This is a genomic window from Afipia sp. DC4300-2b1, from assembly GCF_049895725.1.
GTDB lineage: Bacteria > Pseudomonadota > Alphaproteobacteria > Rhizobiales > Xanthobacteraceae > Afipia > Afipia broomeae.
The window spans coordinates 15049-32817 of record NZ_JAFCSX010000007.1; the positions used below are offsets into that span (position 1 = coordinate 15049).

Consider the following 17769-nt stretch of genomic DNA (forward strand, 5'->3'; position numbering starts at 1 on the left):
TACTTTGCTGCATTGCGAGAGGCTCATGAGACCGTTCCTCACCCTTCATCATCCGGTGACCGCCAAGCAATACTACGAGAGCGGAACCTGGCGCACCGACACGTTTTACAGCTTGCTGACCAAGCACGCTGCAGAGCGACCCAATGCGATTGCCTTGCAGGATGGCCAGCGCAAGCTGTCATGGTCGCAGCTTCTGCGATGGGTCGATGGCGTTGCGGCCAGTCTTCGGGAATATGGGCTGGTGGGCGGCGATCGGGTTTCGATCTGGATGTCCAACCGCGCAGAATCGATTGTCATGTTTCTGGCCTGCGCGCGTGAGGGTCTGGCTTGCAACCCTTCGCTCCACAAGACTTACACGTGCGCGGAGGTTGTCGAGCTGTTGTCGTCGCTGTCCGCGCGGGCCTTCCTGACGGAGCCGGGCTGGGGTGCGGATCGATCGCAGGTTGATCTCGACGCGATGCTGGTCCGCATACCGAGCCTGAAGGTCGTGTATACGCCGGAGGGATTTCCAGCCGCTGCTGCGAATGCCACGCCGCCTTGCTCGGACCCGGACAAGATCGCTTACCTCGCATTTACGTCCGGAACGACCGGATCTCCGAAATGTGTGATGCATTCGGACAACACGTTGCTTGCAAATGCACGCGATCTTGTTCGTGACTGGAACCACGGTCCTGACACCGTGCTGCTTTCGCTGTCGCCAATATCCCATCATATCGCCTGGGTCGGGGTGGCGCAGTGGCTTTTAACCGGCGGTCGCTTCGTCACGGACGATCCACCGGCGGGGATGAACCGGCTTGATTGGATTGCAGAGACCGGTGCGACATATGTTTTGGGCGTTCCCACCCACGCCATGGATATTCTGGCCGAGCAGAAGAGGCTTGGTCGCAATAGCCTCAGCAATGTCTCGATCTTCTACATGGCGGGAGCTCCAATACCGCCATCGGTGGCGATGGCATTCGTTAAGCAGGGCGTTAAGCCGCAAAACGTCTACGGAATGACCGAGAACTCATCCCATCAGTACACTCATCCGTCCGACGCCACGGAAACCATCGTGGGGTCGTGCGGCCGGGGTGGCCAAGCCTATGAGGTTCGACTGTTCGATCCGAATGATTCCGACCGGGAAGTGCGTGCGGGTGAGGTCGGTCAAATCGGCGGGCGAGGTGCCGCGCTGATGCTTGGTTATTTCAACAACCAGGCCGCAACCGAGAACAGCTTCAATAGCAACGGCTGGTTCATGTCGGGCGATCTCGGCGTCATGGACGACAAGGGCAATCTGCGCATCGAGGGCCGTCTGAAAGACCTGATCATTCGAGGCGGCCATAACATCTATCCCTCGCACATCGAAGACATCGCGGTGCGTCACAAGGATGCCGGCCGCGTCGCCGCGTTTCCCGTGCCGGATGATCGGCTGGGCGAGCGCGTTTGCATCGCGGTCTCGGGCGCGGTCGAGGCCCAGGAACTGATCGATCATCTAAGACGCGAGGGGCTCTCCAAATACGACGTTCCCGAATATTTCCTGCGGGTCGACGAGTTTCCCCTGACCGCGAGCGGAAAGATCCTGAAGCGCGAACTCATTCTTCAAGTCCGGCGCGGGGATTTGCAGCCTGTGCCAATCAGAAATGAGATCGTCGCAAAGACGGCTTGAGAATAGCGAAGTCAGCCATGCGTCCTCTTGAGAATATTAAGGTCATCGATTTCAGCACGCTCCTGCCGGGGCCACTCGCTGGTTTGATGCTGACGGAAGCCGGTGCGCAGGTCATCAAGATCGAGCGTCCCGGCAGCGGGGACGAGATGCGCAGCTATGAGCCGAAGATCGGGGAGGACAGCGTCAACTTTGCGCTTCTCAACGCCGGCAAGGAAAGTATCGCGATTGATCTGAAGGCAGGCGATGCGTTTGTGCGCTTGCGCCCCTTGATCGAGCAAGCCGACATTGTCATCGAGCAGTTTCGTCCGGGCGTCATGGATCGCCTGGGATTTGGGTACGCCGATCTCAAACGGATCAACGGCCGGTTGATTTACTGCGCCATCACGGGTTGGGGGCAGAGCGGGCCAAAGGCACTCGTCGCCGCTCATGATCTGAACTACATGGCCGAGGCGGGGATTCTCGGATTGAGCGCGGGTAGCGATGGAGCACCGGTGCTGCCCCCGGTGTTGGTCGCCGATATCGCGGGAGGCGCATATCCCGCCGTGATGAATATCCTCCTGGCTCTCAGGCATCGCGATCAGACCGGCGAAGGCTCCTATCTCGATATCGCCATGGGCGAAAATCTTCTGCCGTTCGCCTACTGGGGCATGGGAAATGGCTTCAGTGCCGACATGTGGCCCGGCGGCGGCGATGCGCTCGTGACGGGAGGCAGCCCGCGCTATCAGATTTATGCGACGGGGGACGGGCGATATCTGGCCGCCGCGCCGATCGAAGAAAAGTTCTGGAACAATTTCTGCTCGATCATCGGGCTTCCGCAAGAGATGCGAAACCCGGACGCCGATCCCGAGGCTGCCATTGCAGCCGTCGCCGCGATTATCAGGAGAAAGTCGGCCGCGGAGTGGAGAGCAGAATTTGATGGTCACGATGTCTGCTGCTCCATCGTCGCGCATCTGAAAGAGGCCGTGGCTGATTCGCATTTTGCGGCGAGAAAAGTCTTTGACCGGAATTTGAATATCGCGGGAAAGACTTTGCCCGCGCTACCGCTTCCGGTCGCCGCAGTCTTTCGCTCCAAATCCACCAATCTGCCGCCGCGCCTTGGTGCGGACACCGCAAAGCTTCTCGCCGAGTAAGGAATTCCGATGCATGCCTATCAAGTCGTAGAGCACGGCGATCCGTCCTCACTTCAATTGAACGAGATCGGCGATCTGGTCCCGGGCAAAGGTCAACTTCTCGTCGGAATGCGGGCCGCGGGGATCAACTTTCCGGATGTCCTGGTCGTCTCCGGGAAATATCAGGTGCTTCCCAAACGCCCCTTTACGCCGGGAAAGGACCTCGCCGGAGTGGTGTTGAAGGTCGGTCCGGATGTCACGCAGTTCGCTGTGGGCGACAGAGTCTTGTGCCACGTCGAGCATGGCGCATTCGCGGAGCACGTGCTGGTGACGCCGGAGCAGACGTTCAAGCTGCCAGACGGGCTTGGATTTCCGCAGGCTGCTGCGATGGGGCTGGTCTATCAGACCGCATATCTCGCCCTGGTCGATCGCGGACAATATCGCAAGGGCGAGACGGTGCTCGTGGGCGGCGCTGCGGGAGGCATCGGCCTTGCGGCGGTCCAGATTGCGAAAGGGCTTGGTGCACGTGTCCTCGCGGCGGTTCGCACGCCTGAAGAGGCGACATTTGTGAAGGCGAACGGCGCCGACCATGTGATCGACGTATCCGGCCCCGACATAAAGGATGACCTGCGCGCACAAGTGCATGCGGCAACAGGCGGTGCCGGCGCGGACATCGTGCTTGATCCGCTTGGAGGAGAGTTCTTCAGCGCTGCGCTGCGCGCCATGGCGTGGTGTGGCCGTCTGGTCGTCATCGGCTTCGCGGCGGGTGAAATTCCGAGCCTTAAAGTGAATTACCTCCTGCTCAAGAACATCAGCGTTTGCGGACTCCAGTGGAGTGACTACCGCGATCGGACCCCGAAGCGCGTCGAGGAGGTGCAGGCCGATATTTTCCGGCTCTGGCGGGCAGGCGCGGTCAGGCCGCATCTGATGAAAGAATACCCGTTTAAGGAACTTCCGGTGGCCCTCGATTTGATCGCTCAAGGCAAGGTGCGTGGGAAAGCGGTCGTCGTCATGGACGCGATGTAACGCCGTGCGTACGAAACAAGAAGAAATGGCAATGGAATCCCCTGACCCGTCCGCTGCGAAACCCAAACCGATCGCCGCTCTGCCGGCGAGGTCATTGGCACGGGGGTTCAATCTGCTGGATGGTGTAAAGGTCGTAGATCTGACGACGTCGGTCGCGGGGCCGTCGGCGACGATGCTGCTTGCCGACATGGGAGCGGAGGTTCTCAAGATCGAACGTCCCGGCGGCGGTGATGACGCCCGTGCATGGGGGCCTCCATTCCTCGACGGAGAGTCGCTTTGGTTCCTGAGTGTCAACCGCAACAAGAAGAGTATCGCGCTCGATTATTCGCAGCCGGATGGTCTGGATATCCTGCATCGGTTGGTTCGTCTGGCTGATGTCGTCGTCGTCAATCTGCCGCCGCGCGTTGCGCGCAAGCTGAAAGTCGATGCGGAATCTTTGCAATCGATCCGGTCCGATCTGATCTACGTCTCGATCACGGGATTCGGTCTGAAGGGCGCGCGCGCGGATTGGACCTGTTATGATCTCATCGCTGAGGGTTATTCAGGCATTATGGATATCACCGGCGACGCCGGTGGCGAGCCGCAAAAGATAGGCGCGCCGGCCGCTGATATGCTTGCCGGGCAGGACGCTGCTTTCGCGGCAGTGTCGGCGCTGTTTTCGCGACAGCGAACCGGCGAGGGGCACGTGATCGACATTGCGCTCGTCGACTCCATGACGCGGTTCCTGTCGTGCCGCATCATGCCTTATTTGGGGTCTGGGGAGGTTCCGACCCGGTCGGGCGGAAAAGACAGTGTCATCGCGATTTATCAAGCATTTGAAACCGCGGATGATCCGATCACGCTTGCGCTTGGTAACGACAATCTCTGGCAGCGTTTCTGGCGGGCGGTCGGTCAACCGGAGGTTATCGACGAGCCGGGTCTGCGAACCAATGCGGATCGCAGACAGCAGAGGCAAAACATTGTCGCCCGTATCGGAAGGATCCTGCGCGAGAAGCCTCGCGCTCACTGGCTAACGCTGTTTTGCTCCGCAGGGATTCCATCGGGCCCGATCAATCGTGTCGATCAGGTCGTGGCCGATGAGGTGCTGTTGGACAGAGGCCTGTTTTACAAGATCGTCGATGGTGATCGTGTAGTGCCGCAAGTGGGCACCGGCATTCATGTCGATGGCATGTCGAATTCACCCCGCGCCGTTCCGCCGCGTCTCGGTGAACACACCCACGCTGTCCTTCAGGACATGCTCGGTTTGAATGACGCCGAACGCGCCAGACTTTCAAATCATCTCATAACCCGAGGAAAAGCTCATGACGTTTGAAACCATCATCTATGAGGAAGACGGTCCGATCGGAACAATCACGCTGAACCGGCCGGACGACGGCAACAAGTTCAACGTCACGATGTGTCACGAGATTCGCGATTGCATCAACAACATCCGCCGCGAAACACGCACCAGGGTCATCGTGATTACCGGGGCGGGCGACAAGTTCTTCTGCATCGGCGGCCGGAAGGACGGAATGGAAGATACGCTTCTCTATGCCGGCGTTCTTCCGACGCTCGAAATGTATGAATCGATCGACCGTCTTCAGAAGCCGGTGATCGCCAGCGTCAACGGCTTTGCGGTGGGCGGTGGAAACGTGCTGCAGGTGGTCTGCGATCTCACCATCGCCAAGGAAAGCGCGGTTTTCCGCCAAGTCGGCCCGATGATGGGGTCGTTCGATGCGGGCTACGGCACCTGGTATCTCGAGGATCTCGTCGGCAAGAAGAAGGCCAAGGAGATGTGGTACCGCAACCCAAAGATCTCCGCTCGCGAAGCGCTCGAGATCGGTCTCATCAACAAGGTCGTGCCGGACGACAAGTTGAAGGAAGAGACACGGAAGTTCGCGCTTGAGGTCGCCGACCGTGGTCCGTTTGCCTTGGCCTCGATCAAGGGGGCGTTCAATGCACGGCATGGGGGCGTCTCCGGCCTCGCGCGGGTGTCGCACGACCTGCTGCTTCGTCCCTATCTCGACACCGACGAAAGCCACGAACTGTCCGCTTCCTTCGGCGAACGTCGCAAGCCTGACGCCAGCAAATTCGGAAAATGATGGCGGCCCCTCAGGCTTCAGGAAAGCAAGCTCATGTCTGTCGAACTGACCAAACTGGATGATTGCGCGTTGCTTCGGCTCAATCGGCCGGAGGCGTTGAACGCGCTGTCGTTCTCGATTCTCAAGGAGATCGCGGACGCGCTGGATGATGTCGCCAACTGGCCGGTCCGCGCTCTTATCGTGACCGGCGCGGGGGAAAAAGCCTTCTGCGCGGGCGCGGATATCAAGGAGTTGCGAGGCAGGTCGATGATCGCGCAGAAGCGCGGCGCGGAACTCGGGCAGGCGACGTTCGCGAAACTTGAGCGGCTTCCTTTTCCTTCCGTTGCGGCCATCAACGGTTTTGCATTCGGGGGCGGGCTGGAATTCGCGCTCGCGTGCACATTCCGGCTGGCGACGCGCAACGCGAAGCTGGGACTTCCGGAAATCAAGCTGGGCCTTATCCCCGGTTACGGCGGGACTCAGCGTCTGCCGCGGATTATCGGCGAAGCACGGGCTCTCGAAATGATCATGCTGGGTCGCACGGTGGCAGCCGAGGAAGCCGAGCGTATCGGGCTGGTTCATCGCCTCGTCGACGGCAGCGCGGTCGATGCGGCGGTCAGTTTCGTGAAAGAGTTTTCATCCTACAGTTTGCTGGCTCTGGGGTTGGCTCGCGAGGCCGTCATGCGAGCGCTCGATGTTCCCATTCATGAGGGACTGAAAATCGAAGCCGACCTGTCGACGCTCGCGTTCGGCACGACGGACGCGGAAGAGGGCATGGCCGCGTTTTCGGAAAAGCGGAAGGCGATGTTCAAAGATGAGTAATGGACAGATCATCATCACCGGAGCGAGTCGGGGTATCGGCGAGGCGATAGCCATTGAACTGAATCGCCGTGGTTATCAGGTCGCCGGTTTGTCGAGGAGCGGATCGTGTTCGGTGGGGATCGGTATTGTTTGCGACATGACCGACGAGGGGTCGATCGCGCAGGCTATCGCGAAGATCGCTGCAAACGGTCCGATCGTCGGGCTGGTCAACAATGCAGGCGCGCATGAAGCAAAGCCAAGCGCGGAATTGTCGCTGGTCGAGTTTGAAGCCGCCATGAGGCTGAATGCCTCGTCGGTTCTGGTCGCGTGTCGCGAGGCGTATCCGCACCTCAAGACAGCCGGTGACAGTCTGGTCGTCAACATCGGATCGTTCTTCGACAAGCTCGCGGTCGCCGAGAACCTGTCTTATTGCGCCTCGAAAGCAGCCGTCGGCGCGATCACGCGTTGTCTTGCCTCCGAATGGGCAAAAGACGGCATCAGGGTGCTCGATATCGCGCCGGGCTATATCGAAACCGAATTGAATCGGGATTTTCTTGCCAACGAAAAGGTGCGGAGCTGGTTGAAGCGGCGGGTCCCAATGGGGCGGCCGGGCACGGCGGATGAGGTCGCGCGACTTGTTGGCGCGTTGTATTCCGAAAGGATCGGGTTCCTGACAGGCGAGACGATCTACATCGACGGCGGACAGGGAGCCAATCTCTGATGAAGGTCTTGGAACAACTCGAACGCCGCAGGAAGTGGGAGCCCGACGAGCGCCTTCTGCTCGATCAGGTCGATCGGCTTGTCGCGGATGTCATCGCGCCGAATGCCGCGCGGATCGACGAGACCGGGGAATTTCCCTGGGCGAATGTCGAGGCCATCAACAGGATTGGCCTGAACACGATTTTTATTCCGGAGCCTTATGGCGGAGCGCCGATGTCGTTCCGGCTTTATCTCGCCGTGGTCAGGCGGATATCGGAAGCTTGTGCGTCGACCGGAATTATCTACGCCACGAACTTCCACGCCATGAAGCCTCTGATCGAGTTTGGTTCGGAGGAGCAGAAAGCCCGCCTGCTGCCCTGCATCGCAGAGGGTGGTCTCGCCTCGCTGGCGATTACGGAAGAAGCGGCGGGCTCCGATGCCACCGGGATGAAAACCAATTTCCGTCCGGACGGAAACGACATCGTTGTCGATGGATCGAAATTGTTCATCACCAGCGGCGATGTCGCCGACCGGATTCTGCTATTCGGAAAGTACGCCGGAATCGAGGAAGCAAAGAAATCCATCTCGGTTCTGGTGCTCGAAAAAGGGACGCCCGGCTTCGAGGTCGTGCGGCTCGAGGACAAGATGGGTCACCGTGGATCGTCAACGGCGTCGCTGAGATTCAATGGTTGTCGCGTTTCGCGCGCAAACCTGATCGGGAATCCCGGCGACGGTCTCGGGATTTTGCTGGGCTCGCTGAACCGGTCGCGCCCGAGCGTGGCCGCGCATGCTCTGGGGATCGCGACCGCCGCATTTAAGGACATGACGACCTACATGAATGAGCGGCGCCAGTCCGGCCGCAGGATCGTCGATTTCCAGGCCAATCAGTTCATGATTGCCGATCTGGCCACCGACCTCGCCATGGCCGATTGCTGGCTCGACTATCTTTCGGACCTGATCGAGGCGGGCGCGGATGATTTCGGTCTCGAAGCATCCATGGCCAAAATGCGGGCGTCGGACCTTGCGATGCGTGCGGCCACCGAAGCTGTTCAGATGCACGGCGGTTACGGCTATTGCCGCGACTATCGCGTCGAACGTCTGATGCGAGATGCAAAAATAACCCAGATCTGGGAAGGCACCAATCAAGTGCATCGCCAGCTCATCGGACGGAGTTTTGCGACAAAATGAAAAAGCAGATCAAGACTGTCGGCGTCTGCGGCGCAGGTGGCACCATGGGGGCAGGTATCGCTCTTGTCGCCGCGCGTGCCGGTTTCCGCACCATTTCCTACGATATGAAAAGCGACACCCTCGAACGGGCCGCAAAGCAGTCAGCTGCTTTTCTTGGAAAATCGGTCGATCGGGGCAAGTTGAAGGCGGAGGAGCGCGACACAATCCTCTCAGACATGATCCACACCACGAAGATCGAAGATCTTTCAGTGTGTGATCTTGTGATCGAAGCGGTGTTCGAGGATCTTGCGACCAAGCGCGACCTGTTGAAGCGACTGGATGCAGTCTGCGCCGAGGACGCGATCTTCGCGTCGAACACATCGACCCTGTCGATCACCGAGATTGCTTCGGGATCGAGCCATCCCGAGCGTGTTGTCGGAATGCATTTTTGCCTGCCGGCTCAGTTGATGAAATTGATTGAAATGTCTCCGGGCATTCTGACCTCGGACGAGACATTTCAGACAGCGTGGCAATGGACCGAAGCCTGCAAGCAAATCCCTGTAAAAACCCAGGATAAGCCCGGATTCATTCTCAACGCGTTGCTTGTTCCTTTCAACAATGATGCAATCCGCGCTGTCGAAGCTGGTGTTGCGGACGCGGAGAATGTCGATCGGGCAATCAAGAGCGCACTCGGCTACAAGATGGGGCCGCTTGAACTGATCGACCTCGTCGGACTCGATACCCAAATTCGGCTTTGCGAAGCTTTTTATCCCATCACCCTAGACCCCCGTGCGGCGACGCCGCCGTTGCTCAGGAGAATGGTCGCGGCCGGCTTGTTAGGGCGGAAATCCGGCCGAGGCTTCTTCACTTATGAAGGCAACGCGATGTTTGGAGCTTGAAGCCAATGTCATATGCGATCATCAAAAACGGACAAAGCGTGTCATTTCCGGATGCCGATGCTTTCCATGCGAGCGCATCGAGCATTCAGGGGGCGGATATCGTGATCTACAGCGGTGTTGCCTTGAAACCAGACCGGACGAAGGCAGCCATTCTGGTCGAGCTCGGCGACGAATGCCTGGCCGAGCACCTTAGCAACATCGACGATAGCGACCAGGCGAACATTCTCGGATTCGCCAGATACCGGAATGGACAGGATTTGCCGTCTGGCCTGGTTGAAGTGGTGCGACAACCCAACACCAGCGAGGCGGCGATCGCAGCGGCGACCAAGCTGTTTGAGAGTGCCGGACTTCAGGTTGCCATCTCGGCGGATCAGATCGGTCGCATTATTAACCGCCTGGTCTTGCCGAAGTACAATGCGGCTCTTCGGTTTCTGGATGAGGGGCTCGCAAGCCAGGCTGACATGGATCTGACGTGCAAGCTCGGTCTTGGTTATCCGGATGGCCCGATTGAACGCGTGCTCAGGGGCGGTTTGGAGCATCACCATAGGGCGACCAAAGCGCTCTTTGATACTTACGGCACGCCTTCCTATGCGCCGCCGCGTCGCGCGATCGTAGCTTCCAATCGCGCGCAGGCGAATAACGACCAGCGCAGGTGAAGATGCTGAGCGCCTTGGTTGTTCGTGGCGATACCTGCGGTCTTCTCAAAGGGAGAGGCATTATGAGGAGGCCGTCTCGTTAGGAGTGATCATCATTCATGATGTCGTAAAGCGTCCACGAGGAGAATGAAAGCCGGGGACGACTGCCGGCGGCTCGGATAATAGAGATGACACCCGTCCCAGGGCGGACACCAGTCGTCCAGAACACGGACGAGCTTGCCGCTTGAAAGATACGGCGCTGCGATGTCTTCGGGAACGTGAGCGACGCCGTGTCCGTCCACGGCCGCGTTGAGCACCTGAAAGATGCTGTTGAAGATAAGTTGCCCCTCCGTGCGCACGCGAACCTCCCGTCCATCCTTCTCAAGCTCCCATGCGTAGAGTCCACCATAGGTCGGAAAACGCAGCGCGATGCAGACGGATGCGCATCCGGGAGCAATCGCCCTACCCGTCGCTCAGGATTCGAATCGCTCAGAATTCGAATGCCGGCCAGCGCGATAAGCGGCAGCCAGGACAGCGGGAACCGAAAATCCCGCGCGACACAAGACGACGCGCTGGCTACATTTATGAGCGTTGTTTCTAAGCTCATGCGAATTGTATGGCATAGTCTCACACCCGCGCGCGCTTATATCATCTCCACGAAAAACATCTGACGGTTTGCACCGCGAACTGTGGTGACGGCCGCGCCTTGTGCGTCGCCCGGGTCACCCGACACCGTGGAGATACAACCATGAAACAATTTGTCGCCGCGGTTCTTTCACTTGCACTGGCTACGCCGATCTTTGCCCAAGGAGGTATAACCATGTCCGATCCTTTGAAAACAGCTTCCTCCCTGACCGTGAGCGACATTCAATCGATATCGCCCGCGCTTGGACGCTATGCGCGGGAGGACATCGTGGATGGTCTGTGGAAACGTCCGCAACTGTCCGCGCGCGACCGCAGCATCGTCGCGCTCTCCATTCTCATCGCCCGCAACCAGTCGATCGACATGGCGCATTATATGAACGTCGCCATGGACAGCGGCGTCACGCCTCGCGAGGTCTCGGAAATCATCACGCATCTGGCGTTCTATTCCGGATGGTCGAACGCGATGTCCGCGGTCGTGGTGGCTAAGGGTATTTTCGCGCAACGCAAGATCGGCACCGATCAGTTGCCGGAAGCTTCGTCGAAACTTCTTCCGCTCGATGCAGCATCCGAGGCCAATCGCGCGGCGAGCGTGGATAAAACCGTCGGCCCCGTCTCTCCGGGGCTGGTGCAGTACACCACCGATCCCCTGTTCAAGGACCTGTGGTTGCGACCTGACCTCAAGCCACGTGATCGCAGTCTCGTGACGATCAGTTCGCTCATCGCCAATGGCCAGATGGCACAGCTCACGCCTCATCTCAACAAGGCGATGGACAATGGCCTGACGAAGGACGAGGCCGGAGAAGTTATCGCGCAGGCGACGGAACACAACCCATCATCATCGGAGAAACGCATTGAATATTTCGTTTGAGAACAAGGTGGCGCTTGTGACCGGGGCCGCGTCCGGTCTCGGCCTTGCCACAGCGAAGGCTTTCGCGGAATCGGGGGAGTCCGTCGCGCTCGCGGACTGGAACGGGGATGCGGCGCGTGCCGCGGCTGACGAACTGACCGCCCAGGGCCATAAGGCCATCGCCATTCGTTGCGACGTCACCGACGATGCACAGGTCGAAGCCATGGTGGCAAAGTCGGTCGAAACCTTCGGCCGGCTTGATGCCGCCTACAACAATGCCGGTGTCCAGAACGTGCTTGCGGAAACAGCCGACACCACCCGCGAGGATTACGATCGCGTCATCGGCGTCAACCTGCGCGGCGAATGGAGCTGCATGAAGTTCGAGTTGCAGCAGATGCGCAAGCAGGATAGCGGTGCGATCGTCAACTGCTCGTCGCTCGGGGGACTGGTTGGCGGCGCGGAACGCGGCATCTATCACGCGGCCAAGCACGGCGTGCTTGGATTCACCAAGAGCGCCGCACTCGAATATGGCGCGCGCGGCATCTGACCTGACCGGGCTTTTTTAGACCAAGCATTGTGAGAGAATGTCTTGGAAAGGAGCTTTGGAATGCCGAAGAAGAGGTTCAGCGCGGAGCAGATTGTGGTGGTGCTCCGTCAGATCGAAGTGTTGCTGTCCCAGGGTAAGTCGCCACCGGCACCGCAGACATCAATCCCGGCAACACATCTGGATCGGAGCGCAGCAATGCAGTAGTCTCTATCCCGCTGGTCCAAAATATCCGTCAGGTCAGTGCAGGATGCTGGTTATCGCGCCTTGTAAGGAATGTGCTCCTTGTTTTGCGGAATAATTTCCCTGATATTCGAAATTCTTTCCCTGTTAAGCTCAATGAAGAATCACACGAAGATCGTTGTGGCACAGGCATTTCTCGACTTTCTGACTAATGAGGGTTCCAAAATTCCTCTATTTCCCTGTAAAATTCCCTGTTAGCAGGGAATTCGGCGGGAGAATGGTTCGAATTCCACTGCGTCGCCAGCCATCCAATGCGGATTTCGGAGAATATCCTTTTTTTGCGTGAGAAAGGCCTGCTTTACGCGGGCTTTTTCAATTTCGCAGAGACTGCTGCGCTATTTCGAGCGGTAGCAGAGATCAGCCCACGGACAATCAGTCTCATCGCTATTATTGCGACACTGAATACCATTCTGGCCCAGATGACCATGGCATCGCGTGTGATCTATGGATTGGCGCGTGATGCGGAGTTGCCGCGGATACTTGCCGGGATTCATCCCGCTACCGGAACGCCTGTCGCGGCGACTGCAGTGATTGTGGCCTCTGTGCTTCCGCTTGCGCTATTAGTCCCGTTCGCATGGCTGGCTGAAGGAACATCGCTCGCGACACTTGTGGTATTTGCCCTGGTCAATACCGCTCTGCTCAAACTCCGGTATCGGCGCGCCGTGTCGCCACATCCTCATGTGAGCGTGCCGATATGGGTTCCCGCGCTGGGCTTAGTCGCGTGCATTGCGATGATATTAAGCTCCCTTCTCTAACGAAGGGAGGCAAGTCAATAATGCAAGGTTGATGCGTCTCGAGTGCACTTGGAAGTACCTACATGTCGATGTTGTTCAGCTTCCGGCGATTGCGCAGGATAATCTGGCGCGCGCCGGAAAAATCGAGCACGCCCTCGCTATGAAGCTGTGACAGTGCGCGAGACACCGTCTCCAGGGTCAAGCCCAGATAGTCGGCGATATCCCTCCGGGACATCGGGAGGGCCATCGTGCCGGTGACCGCCAGGCGATGGTCCATTTCGAGAAGAAAAGTCGCAACCCGCTCGAGGGCCGTCTTTCTGCCGAGCAGAAGCATATGATCTTCGGCGTGGCGCAGGTCGCTTGCCGTCATGGTCCAGAGATTGCGGGCGACGTGAACGTCGGTAGCTGCCGCCTGTTCCAGGCCGCGGCGTTTGACGAGGCGCACCGTCGTATCGACGATGGCCTCTGCGGTCAGGCGATGGACGCTGCCGGACACCAGCCCGAAGACGTCGCCCGGAAGATGAAAGGCCCCAATTTGCCGCCGGCCGTCGGAAAGCAGTTTGTAGCTGCGAACAGCTCCGCGGACGACCTGATAAACGTAGTCGGCCGGCTCGTCTTCTCCGTAGATTTCCTCGTCACGCCCGTAGAAGAATTCAGTAGCAACGAGGTTGGCGTGACCGGTGATAAGGCCGAACTGATCGGTGGCCGGTCCCACGCCGATGACGGCTTGGCTGTTGACGATTGCATTGGCGCTGGACTGGGTGAGCATGACCATCTCCTTCGGCGGCAGATGGCTGTTTCTACAGGGAACAATGCACCGCAGGATATTTCGCTCGATATCTTAAGGGCTGTACCCTAAGTAGCTTACCGGAGGCCGGTACGGCCGTTTCGCTGGACCGCAGCACGAATCTGGGAGGCCAGATTTTCCTCTGCATCCGGCTTGAGAAGAACCACATCAATTCCGGCGACTGTGGCTTTCGCCCAGATATTCTGGTCCGGATACCCTGTGATCAGAATAATCGGAGCAGGCACCTTGCGGTCCCGCAGGTGGTTGGCGATGGTGATTCCGGTCATGTTGGGCATCTTGAAATCGATAACAAAGCAGTCGAACTCTTCGATGGCCGCGGCGTCCAGCATCGCCGCGCCGCTTCTGAAGGTCCGGACATCGAAACCTTCCGTTTCAAGAAGAAATCGGAGCGAGCTGAGGACGTCGAGGTCGTCATCGACCACGCAAATCCTGGATTTTGTAAGAGATGAGGCCATCGTGAGGGGGCCTGACAAGTGCGAGTGGCGCATGCTCCAACATAGCAATACGCGGCAAGACCGTCTTGACCTGCCTCAATCCTTCAGAATCCCGCCACGCATCGCTAGCCGGACCAGTTCGGAGATGCTGCTGGCCTGCATCTTCGTCATGACGTTTGCCCGATAAACCTCGATGGTCCGGGGACTGATGTTGTAATCGCGGGCAATCAGCTTGTTGGAGAGCCCCGCGACAAGTCCATCCATCACCTGTCTCTCCCGCGGGCTGAGCGAGGCAATTCGCGATGCGATGTCCGCGCTAATCGATTCGTTTTTCGATTGATCGGCCGCCTGGCTCAGGGCTGTGCTGATCATAATGACAAGCCGCTCGTCCTCGAACGGCTTTTCAAGAAAATCAATCGCACCGAGTTTTATTGCTTCCACGGCGAGGGGAATATCTCCGTGTCCCGTCATGATGACGATGGGCAGCGTCTTCGGCTCCTTCTTGAGCTGCCGCAGCAGGTCGATCCCGTCCATGCCGGGCATCCGCACGTCGGAGACCACGCAGCCAAACGCTAGGCTGGGCATGGTTTCAAGAAATTTTAGCGCGCTATCGAAAAGCGTCACACTGAAGCCAGCCGAGCCAAGCAGAAAATCGAGAGAATCCCGCATCGCAGGATCATCGTCGATGACATACACATTTCCCTTATGCGGCATTATTCCAGACTCTCGCTCGATGCGGCGGCCGGCAGCGTGAAGCGGAATGTCGCGCCGCCTGATGGGTTGCTTTCAACGGACATGCGTCCGCCATGTGCCTCTACGATTGTCCGGCTGATCGAAAGTCCCACGCCCATTCCCGTTTCCTTGGTCGTAAAGAACGTTTGAAACAGCTTTGTCCGCACGTCGTCACTGAATCCGTGTCCCGTGTCGGAGACCTCGACTTCGATCATGTCTTCCGCGGCCCTGGCATTTGCCACCACAAGTTCTCGCCGGTTGGTGTTGGCCATGGCTTCAAGCGCGTTCCGAAACAGATTGACCAGAACCTGCTGAATCTGGACTCGATCGACGAGCACCAGATCGCAGTCGGGGTCCAGATTGAAGCGCAGCAGGATACCTTGTTCCCTCGCGCCCGTCAGGCCAAGAGCGCCGGCTTCTTCAATCAGCTTCGAGAGACTTTCGACGCGCTTTTCGGATTCGCCGCGCGCCACGAAATCACGAAGCCGCCGGATGATCTGCCCTGCACGAAGAGCTTGTTCAGCCGCGCGATCCATGGCGCTGGCGATTTTCGCGGCGTTCGGGTCGTCACTCGAGGCCAGCAGGCGGCGTGAGCCCTTCATGTAGTTGCTGATGGCTGCCAGTGGCTGATTCAGTTCGTGTGCGAGCGCGGATGCCATCTCTCCCATCGCGCTCAGGCGCGACACGTGGGCGACCTCGGATTGAAGCTCCTGAAGCCGGGCCTGGGTTTGCTGATACTCGGTCAGATCGCGGACGAAACCAGTGAAGTAAGGTTGTCCGCCGGATTCCATTTCGCCGATGGAGAGATGCATCGGAAACGTTGTTCCGTCCTTGCGCTGGCCGGTTACGATTCGGCCGATCCCGATGATATGCCGCTCGCCCGTTGACTGGTAGCGGGCAAGGTATCCGTCGTGACGCCGTCTGTCAGGATTGGGCATCAGCACACTGACGTTCTGGCCGATCGCCTCCTGTTCGGTGTAGCCAAACTGCCTTTCGGCGGCGCTGCTGAAGAACTGCATGATGCCGCGGCCGTCAATGACGATCATGGCATCGGGAATCGTCTCGAGGATGGACCGAAGATGACCTTCTCGCGTCCTCAATGCCTCTTCGACCTGCTTTTGATCGTCGATATCGAGAATGATTCCGCTCAGATGACGAGGTGTGCCGTCATGGCCCCTGACAACGCTGCCGCGGGTGCGAACCCAGTGACTACGGTCGTGCGTTCCGCGCACCCGATACTGAATATCCAGGTTGCATCCGGTTTCGACAGATTGCTTCACGGCGAGTTCGGCGCGCTCGCGATCCTGAGGTTCAAGCAGCGAGAGAAAAAACTCGTAGCTCACAGGGTGGTCTGAAACGCCAAGCAGGCTTCGTGCCGCAGCGGACCAGATCAATTTGTGGGTTGAAAGATCGAGATCCCAAGTGCCGATACCGGACCCGTCGATACCCAGCCACAAATGTTCATCACGAAACGGCCCCTCGGACGGTGCCTCATCGGTTCTGGTCAAGATCCGTCGCCTCTAGATCCCGGGGCCGGGTCTCATGCCTCAAGAAAGGAAATCGCGGCAAGAACCCATTGACCGAGTATTGGCCCAGATGGAGACATTGCTCAAGTCCGAACCCAGGTTCTGCGGACGGAAGGGCCGAAAAATAGCTCGCAGGGCGTTTTTTATGGCCCGCGAGAGCTGTGTCTAGGCGATTGACTTGGTCGGGGCTTCGCCGCGAAGCGCGGCCAGAACGAGACCGGTCGAAGCTTTAAAAACTTCGTGACCGTGCACAAAGAGATGTTCATAGCTCCCGCGTTAGCATGTTCGTATCCGGACGCCCCGATGTCAGAGAGTGATCAGGCCACGCTGAGTTCACTGCTGACAAGGGCCGTCGCCGGAAAGGGTGGCTGTCCGTCCCCGGCCTGTGTTTGGTCGACAAGCAATTCGGCGTCTCTGACGGCCGCGACCATGAGCCGGACGGCCAGAACATTGAGTTCAACAGCGACCTCCTCGTTGGTGCATTTCGAGGCAAGTTGCGCGCAACGTCGTGAACACTCGAGGGCAATGTCTGAAATATGCATGCGGTTTCTCCCAATGGAGAAACGCTAACTCACGTCATGGTGGTCCGTGTTGATTTCGATCAACCGAACGGCAGAGGTGGGACCCGGCTGCCTGCCCGGCCTCGTCCATCTTGTAGAGAGCCATCGGATCGCTTGCCATTGATCCTGATCAAATCACGTCTTCCGGATTTACGGTCAAAAGGTCTGATGGTGGCGCAAGCTGCCTTAATTGTTCATTCTTGTTGCAAAATTCCGGAATGCTTCTTTGTACAAATTTCTTGAGGAAACGGCTGCCGATTGCATGACACGCTCCGTGAAGACGGTGACGCGTGACCTGACTATGCGAGCATTACTGCTGCTGTTCGAGCGCGACGATTTCAATGCCTATCCAGTTGTCGAAGGCGCCCATGCTGTTGGGGTGGTGACCAAGCTGGATTTTCTGAAATGCTTCGCTTTCACGCCCGCACAGATGGTGCCGCGTTACGACGATCTTATGAGCAAAGTCGTTGCCGATGTCATGCAACCGGCGTTCATCTATGTCAGCTCGGAAACAAAGCTGACGCGTGTTTTGCAGCTCATGGTCGAGCATCGAGTCAGAAGCACTCCCGTGATCGACGCCGAGAGGCTCGTCGGCATCGTTTCGCGCGAGGACGTCATGAGATCGTTAAAGCGGTGTACAGGCGCGGACGACTAA

At 58.4% G+C, this 17769-nt stretch carries 19 protein-coding genes and 2 pseudogenes; 15 read left to right on the forward strand and 6 right to left on the reverse strand.

The window, feature by feature from the left end; translation table 11 throughout:
* The first annotated feature begins 25 nt into the window (after positions 1-25).
* From ACP7AL_RS23695 to ACP7AL_RS23740, 10 genes are read left to right on the forward strand one after another with little or no spacing between them, the layout of a single operon-like run.
* The gene (locus ACP7AL_RS23695) at positions 26-1645 is read left to right on the forward strand and encodes a class I adenylate-forming enzyme family protein (RefSeq protein ID WP_425994818.1); all 1620 of its coding nucleotides are present in this window, start codon (positions 26-28) and stop codon (positions 1643-1645) included.
* Positions 1646-1662: 17 nt separating this feature from the next.
* Positions 1663-2775: a CaiB/BaiF CoA transferase family protein gene (locus tag ACP7AL_RS23700; protein ID WP_425994820.1), complete on the forward strand. Its 1113-nt coding sequence runs from the start codon at positions 1663-1665 to the stop codon at positions 2773-2775.
* Between the two features lie 9 nt (positions 2776-2784).
* The gene (locus ACP7AL_RS23705; protein WP_425994822.1) at positions 2785-3780 is read left to right on the forward strand and encodes an NADPH:quinone oxidoreductase family protein; all 996 of its coding nucleotides are present in this window, start codon (positions 2785-2787) and stop codon (positions 3778-3780) included.
* A 31-nt stretch (positions 3781-3811) separates the two neighbouring features.
* A complete protein-coding gene (locus ACP7AL_RS23710; RefSeq protein ID WP_425994824.1) occupies positions 3812-5092 on the forward strand; it encodes a CaiB/BaiF CoA transferase family protein in 1281 nt (426 codons plus the stop codon).
* Positions 5082-5861, forward strand: a complete 780-nt coding sequence (locus ACP7AL_RS23715) for an enoyl-CoA hydratase-related protein (protein WP_425994826.1) — start codon at positions 5082-5084, stop codon at positions 5859-5861. Before ACP7AL_RS23710 ends, ACP7AL_RS23715 begins: the two co-directional genes overlap by 11 nt.
* Before the next feature lie 33 nt (positions 5862-5894).
* Positions 5895-6662: an enoyl-CoA hydratase/isomerase family protein gene (locus ACP7AL_RS23720; RefSeq protein ID WP_425994828.1), complete on the forward strand. Its 768-nt coding sequence runs from the start codon at positions 5895-5897 to the stop codon at positions 6660-6662.
* The gene (locus ACP7AL_RS23725; protein ID WP_425994830.1) at positions 6655-7362 is read left to right on the forward strand and encodes an SDR family NAD(P)-dependent oxidoreductase; all 708 of its coding nucleotides are present in this window, start codon (positions 6655-6657) and stop codon (positions 7360-7362) included. Before ACP7AL_RS23720 ends, ACP7AL_RS23725 begins: the two co-directional genes overlap by 8 nt.
* The gene (locus ACP7AL_RS23730; RefSeq protein WP_425994832.1) at positions 7362-8528 is read left to right on the forward strand and encodes an acyl-CoA dehydrogenase family protein; all 1167 of its coding nucleotides are present in this window, start codon (positions 7362-7364) and stop codon (positions 8526-8528) included. The genes ACP7AL_RS23725 and ACP7AL_RS23730 overlap by 1 nt, the downstream gene beginning before the upstream one ends.
* Entirely contained in the window at positions 8414-9406 is a 993-nt protein-coding gene (locus tag ACP7AL_RS23735) for a 3-hydroxyacyl-CoA dehydrogenase family protein (RefSeq protein WP_425994834.1), read from the forward strand. Before ACP7AL_RS23730 ends, ACP7AL_RS23735 begins: the two co-directional genes overlap by 115 nt.
* A 5-nt stretch (positions 9407-9411) precedes the next feature.
* Positions 9412-10062 (forward strand): 3-hydroxyacyl-CoA dehydrogenase family protein, encoded by a 651-nt coding sequence (locus tag ACP7AL_RS23740; protein WP_425994836.1) that lies wholly within the window; start codon positions 9412-9414, stop codon positions 10060-10062.
* A 92-nt stretch (positions 10063-10154) separates the two neighbouring features.
* On the opposite strand, the pseudogene ACP7AL_RS23745 reads toward ACP7AL_RS23740, so the two are convergent.
* A pseudogene (locus ACP7AL_RS23745) lies at positions 10155-10475 on the reverse strand (LysR substrate-binding domain-containing protein); the annotation flags it as partial.
* 314 nt (positions 10476-10789) lie between these two features.
* On the opposite strand from ACP7AL_RS23745, the gene ACP7AL_RS23750 reads away from it, so the two are divergent.
* From ACP7AL_RS23750 to ACP7AL_RS23765, 4 genes and pseudogenes are all read left to right on the forward strand, one after another.
* Positions 10790-11554, forward strand: coding sequence for a carboxymuconolactone decarboxylase family protein (locus ACP7AL_RS23750; protein WP_425995191.1), 765 nt, complete (start codon positions 10790-10792; stop codon positions 11552-11554).
* Positions 11538-12077: pseudogene (locus ACP7AL_RS23755) on the forward strand (SDR family NAD(P)-dependent oxidoreductase); the annotation flags it as partial. The gene ACP7AL_RS23750 and the pseudogene ACP7AL_RS23755, both read left to right, overlap by 17 nt.
* A gap of 63 nt (positions 12078-12140) precedes the next feature.
* Positions 12141-12284: a hypothetical protein gene (locus tag ACP7AL_RS23760; RefSeq protein ID WP_425994838.1), complete on the forward strand. Its 144-nt coding sequence runs from the start codon at positions 12141-12143 to the stop codon at positions 12282-12284.
* Positions 12285-12571: 287 nt separating this feature from the next.
* Complete coding sequence (locus ACP7AL_RS23765) at positions 12572-13075, forward strand: amino acid permease (RefSeq protein WP_425994840.1); 504 nt, start codon at positions 12572-12574, stop codon at positions 13073-13075.
* Positions 13076-13133: 58 nt separating this feature from the next.
* Here the strand turns inward: ACP7AL_RS23765 and ACP7AL_RS23770 are convergent, their stop codons facing one another.
* The 5 genes from ACP7AL_RS23770 to ACP7AL_RS23790 all read right to left on the reverse strand — a co-directional run bounded on the left by ACP7AL_RS23770 (position 13134) and on the right by ACP7AL_RS23790 (position 17096).
* Positions 13134-13823: a helix-turn-helix domain-containing protein gene (locus ACP7AL_RS23770; protein WP_425994842.1), complete on the reverse strand. Its 690-nt coding sequence runs from the start codon at positions 13821-13823 to the stop codon at positions 13134-13136.
* A gap of 95 nt (positions 13824-13918) precedes the next feature.
* Positions 13919-14317: a response regulator gene (locus tag ACP7AL_RS23775; protein WP_425994844.1), complete on the reverse strand. Its 399-nt coding sequence runs from the start codon at positions 14315-14317 to the stop codon at positions 13919-13921.
* Between the two features lie 75 nt (positions 14318-14392).
* Entirely contained in the window at positions 14393-15010 is a 618-nt protein-coding gene (gene fixJ, locus ACP7AL_RS23780) for a response regulator FixJ (RefSeq protein WP_425994846.1), read from the reverse strand.
* The gene (fixL, locus tag ACP7AL_RS23785) at positions 15010-16539 is read right to left on the reverse strand and encodes a sensor protein FixL (RefSeq protein WP_425995193.1); all 1530 of its coding nucleotides are present in this window, start codon (positions 16537-16539) and stop codon (positions 15010-15012) included. Before fixL ends, fixJ begins: the two co-directional genes overlap by 1 nt.
* 332 nt (positions 16540-16871) lie before the next feature.
* On the reverse strand, positions 16872-17096 hold the full coding sequence (locus ACP7AL_RS23790) for a hypothetical protein (protein ID WP_425994848.1): 225 nt from the start codon (positions 17094-17096) through the stop codon (positions 16872-16874).
* Positions 17097-17340: 244 nt separating this feature from the next.
* Here ACP7AL_RS23790 and ACP7AL_RS23795 point away from each other — a divergent pair, with 244 nt between their 5' ends.
* Positions 17341-17769 carry an HPP family protein gene (locus ACP7AL_RS23795; protein WP_425995195.1) on the forward strand — a complete coding sequence of 143 codons (429 nt, stop codon included), beginning with the start codon at positions 17341-17343 and terminating at the stop codon, positions 17767-17769.